Below are 15,920 nucleotides of genomic sequence, written 5' to 3'. Positions count from 1 at the left end.
GCCACATCCCCGCCCTTTTCATGCCCCACTTCCGCACCATTGGTGCCGGAAGGTCACACCCCATCCTGTTCGGTGGGGCGGGCGCTTCCGCTCGAAAGAGGAACACCCCATCCTTGCCGTTCCTGTGTTTATAATGGAACATCCCCCTTTGCCGGCTGGTCCGGCCCAAGGGGGAGCGTGATGGTAGGCATTGGTTAATTGCTGCACTGCAAAATGACCTCAACCCCCATGAATCCCTCGGCTCACCCCCGATGATTCAGGGGCCGAACGGAGGGTCACGGCATGAGGCACGACGATCCGCCTATTCCCACCGAACGGCCGTGGCCGATCATATCCGCACATACCGATGCACATGTTGCCTTGGCACGGCTGGAAAGCCCTAGGCTAGGCATTACATTCCTTATCGGTGGCCCTGAACGGCCGCCGCACCGCCCCGGTTTGCGCCGGGCGGGCACACGCACCTTTCGTCCGGTGACGCACGGGCGGTGGGGCCTGTCCGGACCCTGCCCGGCGCTTGCCGGCCCATCCAGCCGCGCGCCGCCTGCGCCGATGGGCAGCAGCATCACGGCGTATCCTTGGGATTGATCAGACGGAGCGACGCATGTTCCCGGCCGAAGACATCTTTTCCCGTTACGCACAGAGCTATGAGGGGCGTCGTGAACACGAAATGACCCTCATGGAGTACCTTGAAGGCTGCCGCGACGATCCGATGATGTATTCCTCGGCCGCCGAACGGCTTCTGGCCGCCATCGGCGAGCCGAGGCTCGTGGATACGGCCAAGGATGCGCGGATCGGGCGCATCTTCATGAACCGAACCATCAAGATCTACCCGGCCTTCGCCGATTTCTTCGGGATGGAAGAGACGATCGAACGCATCGTCGGCTTCTTCCGCCACGCGGCCCAGGGCCTGGAGGAGCGCAAGCAGATCCTCTATCTGCTGGGCCCGGTGGGCGGCGGCAAATCCTCGCTCGCCGAACGGCTGAAAAGCCTGACCGAAAAGTGCCCCATCTATGTTTTGAAGGCGGGCAAGGAAATCTCCCCCGTTTTCGAAAGCCCGCTCGGCCTGTTCAACCCCGACGAGATGGGCGACATGCTGGAGGAGCGCTACGGCATTCCCCGCCGCCGCCTGACCGGGCTGATGAGCCCGTGGGCCGTCAAGCGGCTCGACGAGTTCAACGGCGACCTCTCCCGCTTCCGGGTGGTGAAGCTGCACCCCAGCAAGCTGCGCCAGATCTGCGTGACCAAGACCGAACCGGGCGACGAGAACAACCAGGACATCTCGTCGCTGGTGGGCAAGGTCGATATCCGCAAACTGGAGATGTTCAGCCAGAACGACCCCGACGCCTATTCCTTCTCCGGCGGCCTGAACCGGGCCACCCAGGGGCTGCTGGAATTCGTCGAAATGTTCAAAGCCCCCATCAAGATGCTGCACCCCCTGCTGACCGCGACGCAGGAGGGCAACTATGTGGGGTCGGAGAACATTGGCGCCATCCCGTTCCAGGGCGTGATCCTGGCCCACTCGAACGAGGCGGAATGGCAGTCGTTCAAGAACAACAAGAACAACGAGGCCTTCATCGACCGCATCTGCGTCATCAAGGTGCCCTATTGCCTGCGGGTGGACGAGGAGCAGCACATCTATGAGAAGCTGATCCAGGGGTCCGACCTGTCGCAGGAGCCGTGCGCCCCGGCGACGCTGGAAATGCTGGCGCGGTTCTCGGTGCTGTCGCGCCTGCGCGACCACCCGAACTCCAGCCTTTATTCCAAGATGCGCGTCTACAACGGCGAAAGCCTGAAGGAGACCGACCCCAAGGCCAAGTCCATGCAGGAATACCGCGATCAGGCGGGCGTGGACGAGGGCATGGACGGCATCTCCACCCGTTTCGCCTTCAAGGTGCTGGCCGCCACCTACAATTATGACTCCAGCGAGATCGCCGCCGATCCCGTGCACCTGATGTACATCCTGGAGCAGTCGATCAAGCGCGAACAATTCCCCGAGGAGACGGAGAAGCGCTATCTGGAGTTCATCAAGGCCGACCTCGGCCCGCGCTACGCCGAATTCATTGGTAACGAGATCCAGAAAGCCTATCTGGAATCCTATCACGACTATGGACAGAACCTGTTCGACCGCTATGTCGATTATGCCGATGCGTGGATCGAGGATCAGGATTTCAAGGATCCCGACACCGGCCAGTTGATGAACCGCGAACTGCTGAACCAGGAACTGACCAAGGTCGAGAAGCCCGCGGGCATCGCCAACCCCAAGGACTTCCGCAACGAGGTGGTGAAATTCGCGCTCCGCGCACGGGCGAACAACGGTGGCCGCAACCCGTCGTGGACGTCCTATGAAAAGATCCGCGAGGTGATCGAAAAGCGGATGTTCTCCCAGGTGGAGGATCTCCTGCCGGTGATCTCCTTCGGGTCCAAGAAGGACGGCGAGACCGAGAAGAAGCACAACGAGTTCGTCACGCGCATGATGTCCCGCGGCTATACGGAACGGCAGGTCCGCCGTCTGGTCGAATGGTACATGCGGGTGAAGCAGGCCGGATAACCCGGCACGGGACGCCTCAAGGGACCACGGAAACGAGGGCTTTCCATTGATGAACATCATCGACCGCCGCCGCAACCCGCAGGGCAAGAGCCTGGCCAACCGCCAGCGGTTCCTGCGCCGTGCCAAGGAACAGGTGGTCAAGGCCGTCCGCGAAGCCTCCTCCAAGCGCGGCATCCAGGACATCGAGAACGGTGACAAGATCACCATCTCGGCCGGCGGCGTGCGGGAGCCCTCGTTCCACCGTGCCCAATCGGGCGGAATCCGGGACTATGTGGTCCCGGGCAACAAGGAGTTCGTGGAAAAGGACACCATCGCCCGCCCGCCCGGCGGCGGGGGCGGCGGCGGCAACGAGGGCAGCCCCGACGGCGAGGGCGAGGACGATTTCCGCTTCGTCCTGTCGCGGGAGGAATTCCTCGACATCTTCCTGGAGGATCTGGAGCTTCCCGATCTGGTCAAGCAGCGGGTGAAGCAATCGGAATCCCATTCGCTGACGCGGGCCGGCTATTCGGTGACGGGATCGCCGTCGAACCTGAACCTCGTCCGCACCATGCGCAACAGCCTGAGCCGGCGGATCGCCCTGCACCGGCCCAAGGTGGACGAGCTGTTCGACCTGGAACGGGAAATCGCCGAACTGGAGGCCAAGGAGGGCGACCCCGCCCTGCTGGAGGAGCTGCGCGAACGCTACGCCCGCCAGAGCAGCCGGTCCAAGCGCATCCCCTTCATCGACCCCATCGACGTGCGCTACAACCGGTTCGAAACGGTGCCCAAGCCCATCGCGCAGGCGGTGATGTTCTGCCTGATGGACGTGTCGGGATCGATGACCGAGCACATGAAGGATCTCGCCAAGCGGTTCTTCATGCTGCTCTACCTGTTCCTCAAGCGCCGTTACCGCTCGGTCGATATCGTCTTCATCCGCCACACCCACGAAGCGAAGGAGGTGGATGAGCAGACCTTCTTCTATTCCACCGAAACCGGCGGCACCGTGGTGTCCACGGCCCTGGAAGAGATGCAGCGCATCGTGCGCGAGCGCTACCCCGACCAGGAATGGAACATCTACGCGGCACAGGCATCGGACGGCGACAACATGTCGTCGGACAACGCCAAGTCGGCCACCCTGCTGCGCGACGTCATCCTGCCCATGTGCCAGTACTTCGCCTATATCGAGGTGGCGGCGGAACACAACATGGGCCTGTCGGCGCTGGGCCGGGAAACCGAACTGTGGCGCACCTATAAGATCGTGCAGGCCCCCACCCTCCCCCTTGCCATGCGGCGCGTGCGGTCGCGGCGGGAGATCTACCCCGTCTTCCGCGACCTGTTCGCCAAGGACAAGGTTGGCGCCTGACCCGTTGCCGTTATCAAGGAGACAGCATGACCACGGTCCTTTCGAAGCCGGCGGGCCTCCTCTACGACGGGGCCGATTGGGATTACGACAAGATCAAGCGGGTCTATGACGCGGTGGAGGACATCGCCGTCAACGACATGGGCCTGAACGTCTATCCCAACCAGATCGAGGTCATCACGGCCGAGCAGATGCTCGACGCCTATTCGTCCATCGGCATGCCGCTGATGTACCGCCACTGGTCGTTCGGCAAGCATTTCGCCCGCGACGAGATGCTGTACCGAAAGGGATACCGCGGGCTTGCGTACGAGATCGTCATCAATTCCAGCCCCTGCATCAGCTACATCATGGAAGAAAATACCATGACGATGCAGACGCTGGTGATCGCGCACGCGGCATTCGGCCACAACCACTTCTTCAAGAACAACCAGCTTTTCCAGCAATGGACCGACGCCAAAGGTATTCTGGACTATCTGGAATTCGCCAAATCCTACATCGGCCAGTGCGAGGAGCGCTACGGCCTTGCCGCCGTCGAGCGGGTGCTGGACGCCGCCCACGCGCTGATGACCCAGGGCGTGCACAAATACCCCAAGAAGCGCCCCCTTGACCTGCGCGAGGAGCGCCGGCGCGAGCAGAACCGCCAGCAGTACGAGGAAGAGACCTTCAACGACCTGTGGCGCACGGTGCCCAAGCCGGCCGCCGGCGGCCGCCCGCCGTCGCGCACGCTGAGCGAGCGCAAGAAGCTTCTCGGCCTGCCGGAAGAGAACATCCTCTATTTCCTGGAGAAAAAGGCGCCGCGGTTGGAGCATTGGCAGCGGGAAATCCTGCGCATCGTCCGACACATCGCCCAGTATTTCTACCCCCAGAAGCAGACCAAGCTGATGAACGAGGGGTGTGCCACCTACACCCACTACACCATCATGAACCGTCTGCACCAAAAGGGGCTTATCAGCGACGGGGCGATGCTGGAATTCCTGCATTCCCACACCAGCGTGGTCTTCCAGCCCGATTTCGACGACCAGCGCTTTTCGGGCATCAACCCCTATGCGCTGGGCTTCGCCATGATGCAGGACATCCAGCGCATCGCCGAGAACCCCACCGACGAGGACCGGGAATGGTTCCCCGATCTGGCCGGGCGCGGCGACGGCATCGGCGCGCTGCGCGACGCCTGGGCCAATTTCCGCGACGAGAGCTTCGTGTTGCAGTACCTCAGCCCGCACCTGATGCGGACCATGAAGCTGTTTGCCGTGCGCGACGACGCCGAAGACCCCAACCTGATCGTCGAGCACATCCACAACGAACGCGGCTACCGCAACCTGCGCCGGATGCTGGCGCGCCAGTACGATCTGGCCTATCTGGAACCCGACATCCAGATCGTGGACGTGGACCTGGCCGGCGACCGCAAGCTGATCCTGCACCACCGGGTGACCAACGGCGTGCTGCTGGACGAGAACGACGCCAAGGCGGTGCTGCGCCACATTGCCAACCTGTGGGGCTACGAGGTCCAGCTTGTGGAGGTGTCGGCGGTGTCGGAAGCGATCCTGAAGGAACACGCCGTCACCGCCCCCAGCGCGCTCTTCGCGTGACGGAAGGCGGGAGAGGGCCATGGGCACAGCCCCCCTCCCCGCCAATCCTGTTATCCGGCGTGCCTGGCGCGGAATTTTTCGATGTTGGCGAACAGATCCTGGGCGGATCTGGCGCCCTTCAGCACCTCCACCATCGCCTCGATCATTTCCAGTTCGGTGAGCTTCCGCCCGGCCAGATGCAGCAGCAGGTTCGGCAGCATCTTGAACTGCATCGGCGTGGGCGGGGTGTCCGCCGGGGACGGCGGGTTCGCCAGCCACGCCGCTGCCGCGGGGGCCAGCGCCAGGACCGGGTGGTCGGTGCGCGGTGTCTGACGGGTCAGCACGCTTTCAAAGGTGGGGGCGTTGGCGACCCGCTGGCCCATGCCAACGTCCTTGGGGTCGATGCCCTTCCATTTGAGCAGGGTGGCGATCAACGAGGTATGGTCGAACGGCACGTCGGTGGGCGAGCGGAACACCACCCCCTCGTCGATCCACGGGGACACCATGATGGTCGGCACCCGGATGCCGAAACGGTTGAACTTGAACTCGTGCTCAAGGCGGGCGGGCGGCTCGCCGTCACCCCACGGCGGAACCGCCCCCCACGGCGGGGCCACGTGGTCATAGGTGCCGCCGTGCTCGTCGAAGCTGATGATCAGCAGAGTCTTGGACCACAGCTCGGGATTGGCCGTCAGCTTGTCATACAGCTTCAGCAGGAATTCCTCGCCGGGCACCAGATCGGACGGCGGGTGATAGCTGTTGCCGTTGTTGGTCAGATGTGCGCCGAACCACGCCGGCTCCAGGTACGAGAAGGACGGCAGCGTCCCCGCCTCCACCGCCGCGAAGAAATGGTCGATGTGCTTCAGATGATTGGCGGAATCGGGAATGCTGAACGCCTGCTGCGTCAGGCACCAGTGCCATTCCTCCTTATCCTGGAAATAGATCATCCAGTCGTCGGGGGATGCATAGCCGTGGGCGGACAGCACATCCCAGATGCTGAGCGCATCATAGGCACCCGGCACCAGCCCCAGCAGCTTGCCGTGATTGTCCACCAGCCCGCAGGAGGTGCCGCACACCGAAAAGGCCCGGTTAGCCATGGTCTGGGTCGGTACCGAACTGAACCACAGGTCCGACACGGCGAAATGCCGGGCCAGTTCGTTCATCACCGGCACTTCCTCCGGGGCGTAGGTGTTGAGGATGGGCAACGCCTCCTCCTTCGTCAGCTTCTGGCAGACGAAGGGGAAATCCTTGCCCAGCAGCTTGGCGATGGTGGAAAAAACGGTGTCGCCCTGATCGCACAGAACCCCGGCGAACCCCTTGAACGCCCCGTTGTAGTTGCTCAGGAAGCCGCTCATGGTGGCCTGCGTGCCGTCGGGCGGTGCTTCCGTGTAGAACTTCCCGAAAATCTGCTCGTTGACGTCGAGAAAAGGTTCGTTGGGATCGGGGTTTGGGATGTCCATATGCCCGCCGGTTCCCCGGCTGACATAATGTTTCACCGGATCATGGGCAAAACAATTATAGTATGTATTCTCCTTCAAACCGTGAAAGGGGTCATCTTGCTGTTTTGGATTGGCAATGATTCGTGATGGTTTTTTGTTGTCGTCGTACAACCAACCCAAAAGATTGTCAAAAGAGCGATTTTCAAGCATGTAATAAACGACATGCTCGATTTGAGGCATAATTTTATTCATGAAAATCCCCTCCGCGCGCACCATCCGATGATTCGGAAAGCAACGCACGAAGGTAAAAAAGGCAATTTTACCCTGTCATCGGAAGAAATATTATAAAATATGATGCCGGGAACACTATGCACAAAAGTATTCAAAGAACCGCCCGGCGGCGGGCGGACGTTCCGCCGCCCGCCCCGCCCCCGGACCGGATCACCCGCCTTCCCTGATGCGCGGCGGCGGCGGGACCGCCATCGGCTCCGGCAACGTCTGCGGCGGCAGCGGCGGTGGCAGGGTCTGCGCCTTTTCCTCCAGCGCGTCGGCGGCCAGACGGTTGCGGGCGCGGTGATCCTCCAGCGCCTTCATCTGGGCGTCGCGCTGGGCTTGGGTGGTGAGGTTCGTGGGCCGCGGCGGGACGGTCGCCAGATTGGGATAGGCGGTTTCCTTCCCCGTCATGGCCTGGATGGGCGAAGGAGGATCGGTGCGCCGCTCGCCAAAGACATAGTTTGCCAAACCAACATCCTGGATCTGGGGGCTGCACCCGCCCAAAGCAGCCGCACCGGCGGTCATAGCCAGAATCGCCAGACGGCGGCCTCGCCCTGGCATACCTATGACGGTCATTCCCACATCTCCATTTTGCCGCAGGGGGCGGCGTCTTATGACTTTTCGGTGCGGCATTCCATCAAACCTTCATACGAAAGCGCTATGAATTGTCGCAGCGCACACCTTTCCCGGTGTTTGGTGCAGGAAGCCGTTTCCAAAACCATACGGCTTTGTATAAACCTGAGTACGTCCCACCTGAAGTCCAAACTGGAATCAAAGGACCTAAACATGGCCGAACAACAGGCCCCTGACGTCAAGCTCCCCGACCCTGTGGAGCTGTCGCGTGCGATGACCCGCATTGCCGAGCAGAGCCAGAAGCTGGTCACTGATTTCCTGGCACGCCAGGCGGCTGACGGCAAGACCACCGCCGCCAACCCCGACCCCATGGGCATCGGGCACGCCTTCCTGGAGATGACGGCCCGCATGATGGCCGATCCGGCGAAGCTGATGAAGGCGCAGATGACCCTGTGGCAGGATTACCTGACCCTGTGGCAGCGCACCACCCAGCGTCTGCTGGGCCAGGAAGCGGCCCCGGTGATCAGCCCGGCCAAGGACGACCGCCGCTTCAAGGATTCGGCGTGGGACGAGAACACCCTGTTCGACTTCATCAAGCAGTCGTACCTGCTGTCGGCCCGGTGGATGCAGTCCACCGTGAGCGAGGTCGAGGGGCTGCCGGACCAGACCGCGAAGAAGGTGGATTTCTACACCCGCCAGTTCGTGGACGCCATGGCGCCCTCCAACTTCGTGATGACCAACCCGGAGGTGCTGCGCACCACCATCGAGACCGGCGGTGAAAACCTGGTCAAGGGGCTGGAGCATCTGCTGAAGGACCTGGAGCGCGGCAAGGGCGAGCTGCGCATCTCCATGACCGACTACGACGCCTTCCAGGTGGGCAAGAACATTGCCGTGACGCCGGGCAAGGTGGTGTTCCAGAACGACCTGATCCAGCTTCTTCAGTACACGCCGACCACGCCCGACGTGGCCAAGCGCCCGCTGATGATCGTGCCGCCGTGGATCAACAAGTTCTACATCCTCGATCTGCGCGAAAAGAACAGCTACATCAAGTGGGCGGTGGACCAGGGCCACACCGTCTTCGTGCTGTCGTGGGTCAACCCCGACGAGCGGCTGGCGAAGAAGAGCTTCGAGGATTACATGATCGAGGGGCCGCTGGCCGCCCTGGATCAGATCAAGATTGCCACCGGCGAGGACAGCGTGAACGCCGTGGGCTATTGCCTGGGCGGCACCCTGCTGGCCGCCACGCTGGCGTACATGGCGGCGAAGGGTGACGAGCGCATCGCGTCGGCCACCTTCTTCACCACCATGCTGGACTTCGCCGAGGCGGGCGAGCTGTCGGTCTTCATCGACGAGGAACAGCTCAACTACATCGAAGGCAAGATGAGCGAGCGCGGCTATCTCGACGGTTCCGAGATGGCGACGACGTTCAACATGCTGCGCGCCAACGACCTGATCTGGTCGTTCGTGGTGAACAACTACCTGCTGGGCAAGGATCCGTTCCCGTTCGACCTGCTGTACTGGAACAGCGATTCGACGCGGATGCCGGCGGCGATGCACAGCTTCTACCTGCGCAACATGTACCAGAAGAACCTGTTGCAGCAGCCGGGCGGCGTGACGCTGGCCGGTGTTCCCATCGACCTGCGCAACGTGAAGACCCCGGCGTACTTCCTGTCGGCCCGCGAAGACCACATCGCCCCGTGGAAGTCCACCTATGCCGGCACGCAGCTCTTCTCCGGCCCGGTGAAGTTCGTGCTGGCGGCCTCCGGCCACATCGCCGGCGTGATCAACCCGCCGTCGGCGGGCAAGTACTGCTACTGGACCAACGAGGCGCTGCCGAAGGACCCGGAAGCCTGGCTGAAGGACACGGCCCAGGCACCGGGTTCGTGGTGGACCGACTGGCAGGCGTGGGTGTCGCAGTATTCCGAAGGCACCGTCCCGGCCCGCGACCCGTCCAACGGCGGCCTCCCGGCCCTGGACGAGGCCCCCGGCTCGTACGTCAAGGCCCGTCTGGTCTGACCCCGTGTGCGTCCCCTCTCCGGTGGAGGGGGGACGGGACGGCTTGGTTTACCCGCAACGCAGCGCACCTGGGAAGGTGCGCCGCGTTCGGTGTTTTTGGGGAGACGGGAGGAGTTGGCATCGGTCAACACCTCCGCGCGCAAGGCCGGATGGTGTCCGCCCAGCCGGGGCAACGCCCGTTCAGGCCGGCGGGCCGGAGCACAATTCCGCGACGATGCGCAGAAACAAGCTGATGTCGAGTGGCTTGGCGAGGTAGTGCAGGAAGCCCGCCTCCACCCCCCGCCGGATGACGCTGGGGTTGACGTTGGCAGACAGGGCGATGACCGGGATGCGGCTGGTTCTGGGGTCGGCCTTGAGCAGGCCCAATGCCTCGATGCCGTTCATGCCGGGCAGGTTGACGTCGAGCACGATGACGTCGGGCTGGGTCATCGCCGCCACCTCGATGCCGATCTCTGCGGTGGGCGCCGAGGCCAGGGTGAAGCCGGGTAACTCGGCGACCAACTCGCGCATGAGCTGGAGGTTAGCCGGATTGTCCTCCACATAGAGCAGCCTGCGGGGGACGCCGGCAGCAGCGATGCGCATTGCATCGCGCGCCTTATCCTCGACCGTATCCGGCGGGGCGGCCAAGGGATCCTGGCTGGCCGGCACCTCCACCCAGAAGGTGGTGCCACGCCCCACCTCGGTCTCGAAACCGATGCGGCCGTCCATGGCTTCCACCATGCGCTTGGTGATGGTCAGGCCAACGCCGGTGCCCTCGATTTCGGTGGTTTCGGCGCCCAGCCGGTTGAACGGCTGGAAAAGCAGGGGGTGTTTCTCAGGCGGAATACCCGGGCCGTCATCACGGACCACGAAGCGCACCGAGCCCCCGCTGCCCGCTTCCGCGGCCAAGTGAACGGTGCCGCCGGCGCGATTGTACTTCACCGCGTTGGAGGTCAGATTGAGCAGCACTTGCTTCAAGCGCATGTAGTCCGCACGCACCCGTTCGGCCAGGTTGTCGGCCACGTTCCAGTCTTGGACCGCCATGTTGCAGCGCGTGGGGAAGGCGCGGGTCAGTTCCAGCACCTCGGTCATCAGCGCCTTGGTTTCAATGGGTTCGACCGACAGAGACAGCACGCCGCTCTCGATGCGGGCCAGATCGAGCACCTCGTTGATCAGGCTGAGCAGGTGATTGCCGCCCTTCATGATCTGCTGAACGCGGAAGCGCTGTTTGTCGTCGAGCGGCGCCGACAAGGGGCTGTCCAGGATCTGGGCAAAACCCAGGATGGCGTTCAGGGGCGTGCGCAGTTCGTGGCTCATGGACGACAGGAAATCGGACTTGGCCCGATTGGCGCTTTCAGCGGTCTCCTTGGCGACGCGCAACTCGTCTTGATGGCGCTCCAGCGTGGCCAAGGCGTCGCGCAACGACCGGGTACGCTCGAACACCCGCTCCTCCAGCTCGTCGTGGGCGCGCTGAAGCTCCTCCTCGGCACGCTTGCGCTCGGCCACCTCGGCTGCCAGGGCGGTGTTGGTGCGGGCCAGTTCCTCGCCCTGCAAGCGCAACTCCTCGTTGGCGATGCTCATGCTGGCGATCATGTTGGTGACGAGGGTGAAGAAGCCCATCATCAGCCGCACCCGGTCCTCCGAAAAAACCGGAACCCGCTTCAGGGCGGCAAGGTAACCCTCTTCAGGGAAGCCGAATTGGCGGGCCTGGGCCCGGAAAGCCTCGTCGTCGGGCGGGTCGAAGAAGAACTGTCCGGTGAAGAAGTTGCCGATATGCTGACCCTTGACGACGATCGGCATGGCAACGTCAACCAAACCGTTACGGCATTTATAGACATTGTAGGGCTGACCCTGATCGAGGCTGGCCGCCAGCACGGTGTCGCTTTCATGGCACCGGGACGCGGTGCCCGGATGGACACGGTGGAACCGTGTGCAGATATCCTGCCAACCGGTGGCGACGAGGATGTTTCCCTCAAGATCAAGGATAGCGGTCACGGCACCAGTCAGGGCGGTGAATTCCTCGCAAATCCTTTGCAGGTGGGCGACCGGTAGGAGTTCCGACAATTTCACGGCATCCGCTCCAACTTAGAGGGCGGGCAAAGGATCCCTGTACTCGCACTGTAGCAAGATAACATTCCGGGATGATACGTCCCAGATAATCAGGCCGATCGGGCGAAGCCCATTCTGTTTCATGGCTGATCGGAAGTGCTCGGGGAGGGGAACCGGCCGGCGGCACCATAACGCCCTCTCCGCCACTCCCGGAGTAGTGACGGGGGAAGCGCATACACCCAACCCCTACGCGTTTTCCACCGCCGGCAGCAACCGTGCCAGCAGGGATTTCGCGCGGTCGTGGGCGGCGTTGGCGTGGTGGTCCAGGGTGGGGAGGCCGCAGCGGGCGGCTTCGGTGTCCCAGCGTTTCTTTATGGCGGATACCGCGTCCTGAACCGCGGGGAAGGCCGCCTGCAGCGCCGGCTGGTCGGGCACCGGGATCAGGCGCAGGAGGCGGTAGAACTCGTTGGTGGTGGAAATCTGGATGGGGAAGGTCTGGCCGTCGGGAAGCTGCACCATCCCCAGCGTCACGGCGCGGGGCCGATGCGGCGGGTCAGGGCCGTGCGCAGGCGGTTGGCGTCGCGGCGCAGGGCGGCGGCGTCATAGGCGGCCTGTGTCCAGGCGCGGCGCAGGGCGGCGTCGGGGGATAACCCCTCCCCCACCGCGGCAACCGGGGCCGCCGTGGCGGCCCCTAAGAAAGAACGGCGGGATACGGTTACGGTTGTGTTATCGTCGGCGTCAGCCATAGTCCGGTTTTCCTTAAGCGGTAGCGGATTGTGGTCAGGCCGGACGGGAGGGTTGCCGCCCACCCGTTCGGCCGCTTGGCACCCCGCGGGTCCAAGAAGGCGGGGATGGCGAATCGTACATTCGTATGACGAATCCCGCAATCCGTTTCTGTGGCGGATGCCACCGGCGTCACAACCACCGGCCCGCCCCTCCCCCAAAGAAAAGCCCCGGAGAGCGTGGCTCTCCGGGGCTTTTTCGCGGAAAAATGATGGTTACGAGGTCGGGCCGGCCACGCGCGGGATGATCTGGCCGCGGCGGTTGGACGGTTCGCGCACGTTCGGGCCGGTCTGCACCAGCAACTGGCTCTCGCCGCGGCCCTCGGTGGTGATCGAGCCGGCGGGCACGCCCTTGGCGACCAGCGCGTTGCGGATGGCTTCCGCACGGCGCACCGACAGACCCTGGTTGTACTGCGGCGAACCCGAGGTGTCGGTGTGGCCGACCACCTGGATGCGGGCGGACTGGTTGCGGTTCAGCGCCGTCATGATGTCGGCCAGAACCTTGTCAGCCGCCGGGGTGATGTTCGACTTGTCCCAGTCGAAGAAGACCAGATATTCGGGCTGCAGCGTCGACATGGCCGCCGGAGTGGACACTGCCGTCGGCGGGCACGGGTAGCTGCCCTGGTGAATGGCATAGCCGCCGCTGGCCGTCCGCACCGGCGTGTTGCCCCACCCGATGACCGGGTTGCACCACACGGTGTCTTCCGCCGCCTGAGCCGGCATCGCCAACGCCAGACCGCCGGCCACCAGAGCCGCTGCCGCCAGCCCATTCAGAATACGGGTCTTCATGTCGGTCTCCTTGAAAAATCCTGTCCCATCCCTCTGAACGCTGCCCGTGAAAGCCTCCTTCGGTGTTGGGCTTCCAGGCAAGGCAACGCCCCAGCTTGTGTTCAGAGGAACAGATAGGATCGGAAAATGTTCCCGACCATAGACCGTAAGCTGTACCGCGCATCCTCCAATAATCATGAGTCAGGACCAAGGTCATAGGAATGGCCCTGTCCTTTGACGTTTACTTTTATCCCCCGCGATATTCGGCGGCCAGGTCGGCGTATTGAGCCGCGGATACAGGGAAATAGGCCAAGTCCTGCTCGGTCAGTTCACGGATCGGACGGGCGGGAGACCCGGCCCACAACTGCCCACTCTTCACCCGCTTGCCCGGCGTGACCAGCGCGCCGGCGGCGACCATGGCCCCGCTCTCCACATAGGCCCCGTCCATGACGCAGGCCTTCATGCCGATGAAGCAATTGTCTTCCAGCGTGCAGGCGTGCAGCAGCGCCATGTGGCCCACGGTGATGCCGTCGCCGATGTAGGTGCCCTGCCCCTTGGCCGCCACGTGGATGATGGTGCCGTCCTGGATGTTGGTGCGGGCACCGATGCGGATTTCATTCACATCGCCCCGCACGACGCAGCCATACCAGATGCCGGTGTCCGCCCCGATGTGGACGTCGCCGATCACGGTGGCGGTCTGGGCGATGAAGGTGGTGGGGGCGATGGTGGGCACAACGCCCTTGTGGGGAAGAATGAGGCCGCTCATGAGGTGTCTCCGGTCTGACGCCCCTTCCCCACCGGGGAAAGGGGGGAGTATGGGTGATTTGGAGAGCCTTGCGGCTCGGTTTTCGGGCTTTCGCGCGAAAACCGGCCCTCACCCCGGCCCTCTCCCCGGCGGGGAGAGGGGGATAGCAGGGGGACGGCTTTAAGGGAACAGCGCCACCTGATCCAGGCCGGTGGTTTCGCCCAGGCCCAGCATGACGTTCATGTTCTGGATGGCCTGGCCCGAGGCACCCTTCACCAGATTGTCGATCACCGACACGATGATGGCGCCGCGCGGAACACGGTCGGCCACCACGCCGATGCGGCAATGGTTGGAGCCGGCCACGTGGCGGGTCGCCGGCATCACCCCCGCCGGGGTCACGGTGACGAAGGGTTCGTCGGCGTAACGCTCGGCCAACGTGGCGCGCAGGTCGTCGGCGGTCACATCCTCGGCCATCTTCACATAGATGGTGGCGAGCATGCCGCGGTTCATGGGCACCAGATGGGGGGTGAACGACACGGTGACCGGGCGGCCCGCCGCCAGCCGCAGTTCCTGTTCGATTTCCGGCATGTGGCGGTGATAGCCGACGCCATAGGCGTTGAAGCCCTCCGACACCTCGGTGAACAGGTTGGCCTGCTTGGCGTCGCGCCCGGCGCCCGACACGCCCGACTTGGCGTCGATGACGATCCCGCCCGGCTCGATCAGCCCGTCCAGCAGCAGCGGCAGCAGCGGCAGCAGCGAACAGGTGGGGTAGCAGCCCGGATTCGCCACCACCCGCGCCTTGCGCACGCCCTGGCGGTTCAACTCGGTCAGGCCGTAGGCGACCTCCTTCTGCAGCTCCACCGCCCGGTGCTCGTGGCCGTACCATTCGGCGTAAGCCGCAGGGTCGGACAGGCGGAAGTCGGCGGACAGGTCCACCACCTTGATGGAATGGGGGATGCCGGCGACGATTTCCTGGGTGGTGCCGTGCGGCAGGGCGCAGAACACCACGTCCAGCTTGTCCCAGTTGACCTCTTCGATCTTCACCAGACCGGGCAGGTCATAACCGCCCAGATGGGGGAACACCTCGGCCATCGGCTTGCCGGCCTGTCGCTCGGCGGTCAGCACGCACAGCTCCGCCGCAGGATGACGCAGCAGGAGGCGGATGAGTTCGGCGCCGGTGTAGCCGCTGGCGCCCAGAATGCCGATCCGAACAGGGGTGACGGAGGGAGTGCCCATGTATCTGTCCTCTGAATGAGCGAGGCCGGAGGGAGGGAGAAGGTTGTGAACACGAGAAAGGGGGCGTCCCGCGTGGGACGCCCCCTTCCTTGTATAGCAGAAAGTCCGGGACCGCGCGCGGTTTAGCGCTTCGAGAACTGGAAGCTGCGGCGGGCCTTGGCGCGGCCGTACTTCTTACGTTCAACGACGCGGGCATCGCGGGTCAGGAAGCCGGCGGCCTTCAGCGTGCCGCGCAGAGCCGGCTCGAAGTAGGTCAGCGCCTTGGAGATGCCGTGACGGACGGCACCGGCCTGGCCCGACAGACCGCCGCCGGTGACGGTGCAGTACACGTCGAACTGGCCTTCCCGATCGGTGATCTGGAACGGCTGGTTCAGGATCATGCGCAGCACGGGACGGGCGAAATACACCGTCACGTCGCGGCCATTGACCTCGACCTTGCCCGAACCGCGCTTGATCCACACGCGGGCCACGGCGTCCTTGCGCTTGCCGGTGGCGTACGAACGGCCGTACTGGTCGATCTTGGGTTCAGCGGATTCCACGGTTTCCGCGGCCGCACCGGCGCCCGGAAGATCCTTCAGGCTGCTGAGGGTGGTGGTGACCTGAGCCATGGG

General features: G+C 63.7%; 13 protein-coding genes. 4 read left to right on the top strand and 9 right to left on the bottom strand.

Features of this window, described 5'->3' with window-relative positions:
* Window positions 1-601: 601 nt before the first annotated feature.
* The 3 genes from M2352_RS10500 to M2352_RS10490 are packed head-to-tail and all read left to right on the top strand — an operon-like array spanning window position 602 to window position 5,473.
* Window positions 602-2,548, top strand: coding sequence for a PrkA family serine protein kinase (locus M2352_RS10500; protein ID WP_264664438.1), 1,947 nt, complete (start codon window positions 602-604; stop codon window positions 2,546-2,548).
* Window positions 2,549-2,597: 49 nt separating this feature from the next.
* Complete coding sequence (locus M2352_RS10495; protein WP_264664437.1) at window positions 2,598-3,890, top strand: YeaH/YhbH family protein; 1,293 nt, start codon at window positions 2,598-2,600, stop codon at window positions 3,888-3,890.
* 26 nt (window positions 3,891-3,916) lie between these two features.
* Window positions 3,917-5,473 (top strand): SpoVR family protein, encoded by a 1,557-nt coding sequence (locus tag M2352_RS10490; protein WP_264664436.1) that lies wholly within the window; start codon window positions 3,917-3,919, stop codon window positions 5,471-5,473.
* A 50-nt stretch (window positions 5,474-5,523) separates the two neighbouring features.
* On the opposite strand, the gene M2352_RS10485 is transcribed toward M2352_RS10490, so the two are convergent.
* Entirely contained in the window at window positions 5,524-7,128 is a 1,605-nt protein-coding gene (locus M2352_RS10485; RefSeq protein ID WP_264664435.1) for an alkaline phosphatase family protein, read from the bottom strand.
* A 201-nt stretch (window positions 7,129-7,329) separates the two neighbouring features.
* Window positions 7,330-7,629 (bottom strand): hypothetical protein, encoded by a 300-nt coding sequence (locus tag M2352_RS10480; protein WP_264664434.1) that lies wholly within the window; start codon window positions 7,627-7,629, stop codon window positions 7,330-7,332.
* A 318-nt stretch (window positions 7,630-7,947) separates the two neighbouring features.
* Between M2352_RS10480 and M2352_RS10475 the strand changes: the two genes are divergently transcribed.
* Window positions 7,948-9,750 carry a PHA/PHB synthase family protein gene (locus M2352_RS10475; RefSeq protein WP_264664433.1) on the top strand — a complete coding sequence of 601 codons (1,803 nt, stop codon included), beginning with the start codon at window positions 7,948-7,950 and terminating at the stop codon, window positions 9,748-9,750.
* 180 nt (window positions 9,751-9,930) lie between these two features.
* Here the strand turns inward: M2352_RS10475 and M2352_RS10470 are convergent, their stop codons facing one another.
* The 7 genes from M2352_RS10470 to rpsI all read right to left on the bottom strand — a co-directional run bounded on the left by M2352_RS10470 (window position 9,931) and on the right by rpsI (window position 15,917).
* Window positions 9,931-11,724, bottom strand: coding sequence for a PocR ligand-binding domain-containing protein (locus M2352_RS10470; RefSeq protein WP_264665334.1), 1,794 nt, complete (start codon window positions 11,722-11,724; stop codon window positions 9,931-9,933).
* Between the two features lie 300 nt (window positions 11,725-12,024).
* Window positions 12,025-12,309: a hypothetical protein gene (locus M2352_RS10465; protein WP_264664432.1), complete on the bottom strand. Its 285-nt coding sequence runs from the start codon at window positions 12,307-12,309 to the stop codon at window positions 12,025-12,027.
* Entirely contained in the window at window positions 12,306-12,524 is a 219-nt protein-coding gene (locus M2352_RS10460; protein ID WP_264664431.1) for a twin-arginine translocation signal domain-containing protein, read from the bottom strand. The genes M2352_RS10465 and M2352_RS10460 overlap by 4 nt, the downstream gene beginning before the upstream one ends.
* A gap of 252 nt (window positions 12,525-12,776) precedes the next feature.
* Window positions 12,777-13,349 (bottom strand): OmpA family protein, encoded by a 573-nt coding sequence (locus M2352_RS10455; protein WP_264664430.1) that lies wholly within the window; start codon window positions 13,347-13,349, stop codon window positions 12,777-12,779.
* A 226-nt stretch (window positions 13,350-13,575) separates the two neighbouring features.
* The gene (locus M2352_RS10450; protein WP_264664429.1) at window positions 13,576-14,094 is read right to left on the bottom strand and encodes a gamma carbonic anhydrase family protein; all 519 of its coding nucleotides are present in this window, start codon (window positions 14,092-14,094) and stop codon (window positions 13,576-13,578) included.
* Window positions 14,095-14,253: 159 nt separating this feature from the next.
* Window positions 14,254-15,309 (bottom strand): N-acetyl-gamma-glutamyl-phosphate reductase, encoded by a 1,056-nt coding sequence (argC, locus tag M2352_RS10445; protein WP_264664428.1) that lies wholly within the window; start codon window positions 15,307-15,309, stop codon window positions 14,254-14,256.
* A gap of 122 nt (window positions 15,310-15,431) precedes the next feature.
* Window positions 15,432-15,917 carry a 30S ribosomal protein S9 gene (gene rpsI / locus M2352_RS10440; protein WP_264664427.1) on the bottom strand — a complete coding sequence of 162 codons (486 nt, stop codon included), beginning with the start codon at window positions 15,915-15,917 and terminating at the stop codon, window positions 15,432-15,434.
* Window positions 15,918-15,920: the final 3 nt, after the last annotated feature.

This window comes from Azospirillum fermentarium (assembly GCF_025961205.1).
Taxonomy (GTDB): domain Bacteria; phylum Pseudomonadota; class Alphaproteobacteria; order Azospirillales; family Azospirillaceae; genus Azospirillum; species Azospirillum fermentarium.
This window is presented reverse-complemented; position numbering and strand designations above follow the sequence as displayed.

What these genes read in the sequence shown, in the direction of transcription:
- M2352_RS10500 (WP_264664438.1), top strand. Translation starts at nt 602, where the DNA reads ATGTTCCCGGCCGAAGACATCTTTTCCCGTTACGCACAGAGCTATGAG.
- M2352_RS10495 (WP_264664437.1), top strand. Translation starts at nt 2,598, where the DNA reads ATGAACATCATCGACCGCCGCCGCAACCCGCAGGGCAAGAGCCTGGCC.
- M2352_RS10490 (WP_264664436.1), top strand. Translation starts at nt 3,917, where the DNA reads ATGACCACGGTCCTTTCGAAGCCGGCGGGCCTCCTCTACGACGGGGCC.
- M2352_RS10485 (WP_264664435.1), bottom strand. Translation starts at nt 7,128, where the DNA reads ATGCCTCAAATCGAGCATGTCGTTTATTACATGCTTGAAAATCGCTCT.
- M2352_RS10475 (WP_264664433.1), top strand. Translation starts at nt 7,948, where the DNA reads ATGGCCGAACAACAGGCCCCTGACGTCAAGCTCCCCGACCCTGTGGAG.
- M2352_RS10460 (WP_264664431.1), bottom strand. Translation starts at nt 12,524, where the DNA reads ATGGCTGACGCCGACGATAACACAACCGTAACCGTATCCCGCCGTTCT.
- M2352_RS10455 (WP_264664430.1), bottom strand. Translation starts at nt 13,349, where the DNA reads ATGAAGACCCGTATTCTGAATGGGCTGGCGGCAGCGGCTCTGGTGGCC.
- M2352_RS10450 (WP_264664429.1), bottom strand. Translation starts at nt 14,094, where the DNA reads ATGAGCGGCCTCATTCTTCCCCACAAGGGCGTTGTGCCCACCATCGCC.
- argC (WP_264664428.1), bottom strand. Translation starts at nt 15,309, where the DNA reads ATGGGCACTCCCTCCGTCACCCCTGTTCGGATCGGCATTCTGGGCGCC.
- rpsI (WP_264664427.1), bottom strand. Translation starts at nt 15,917, where the DNA reads ATGGCTCAGGTCACCACCACCCTCAGCAGCCTGAAGGATCTTCCGGGC.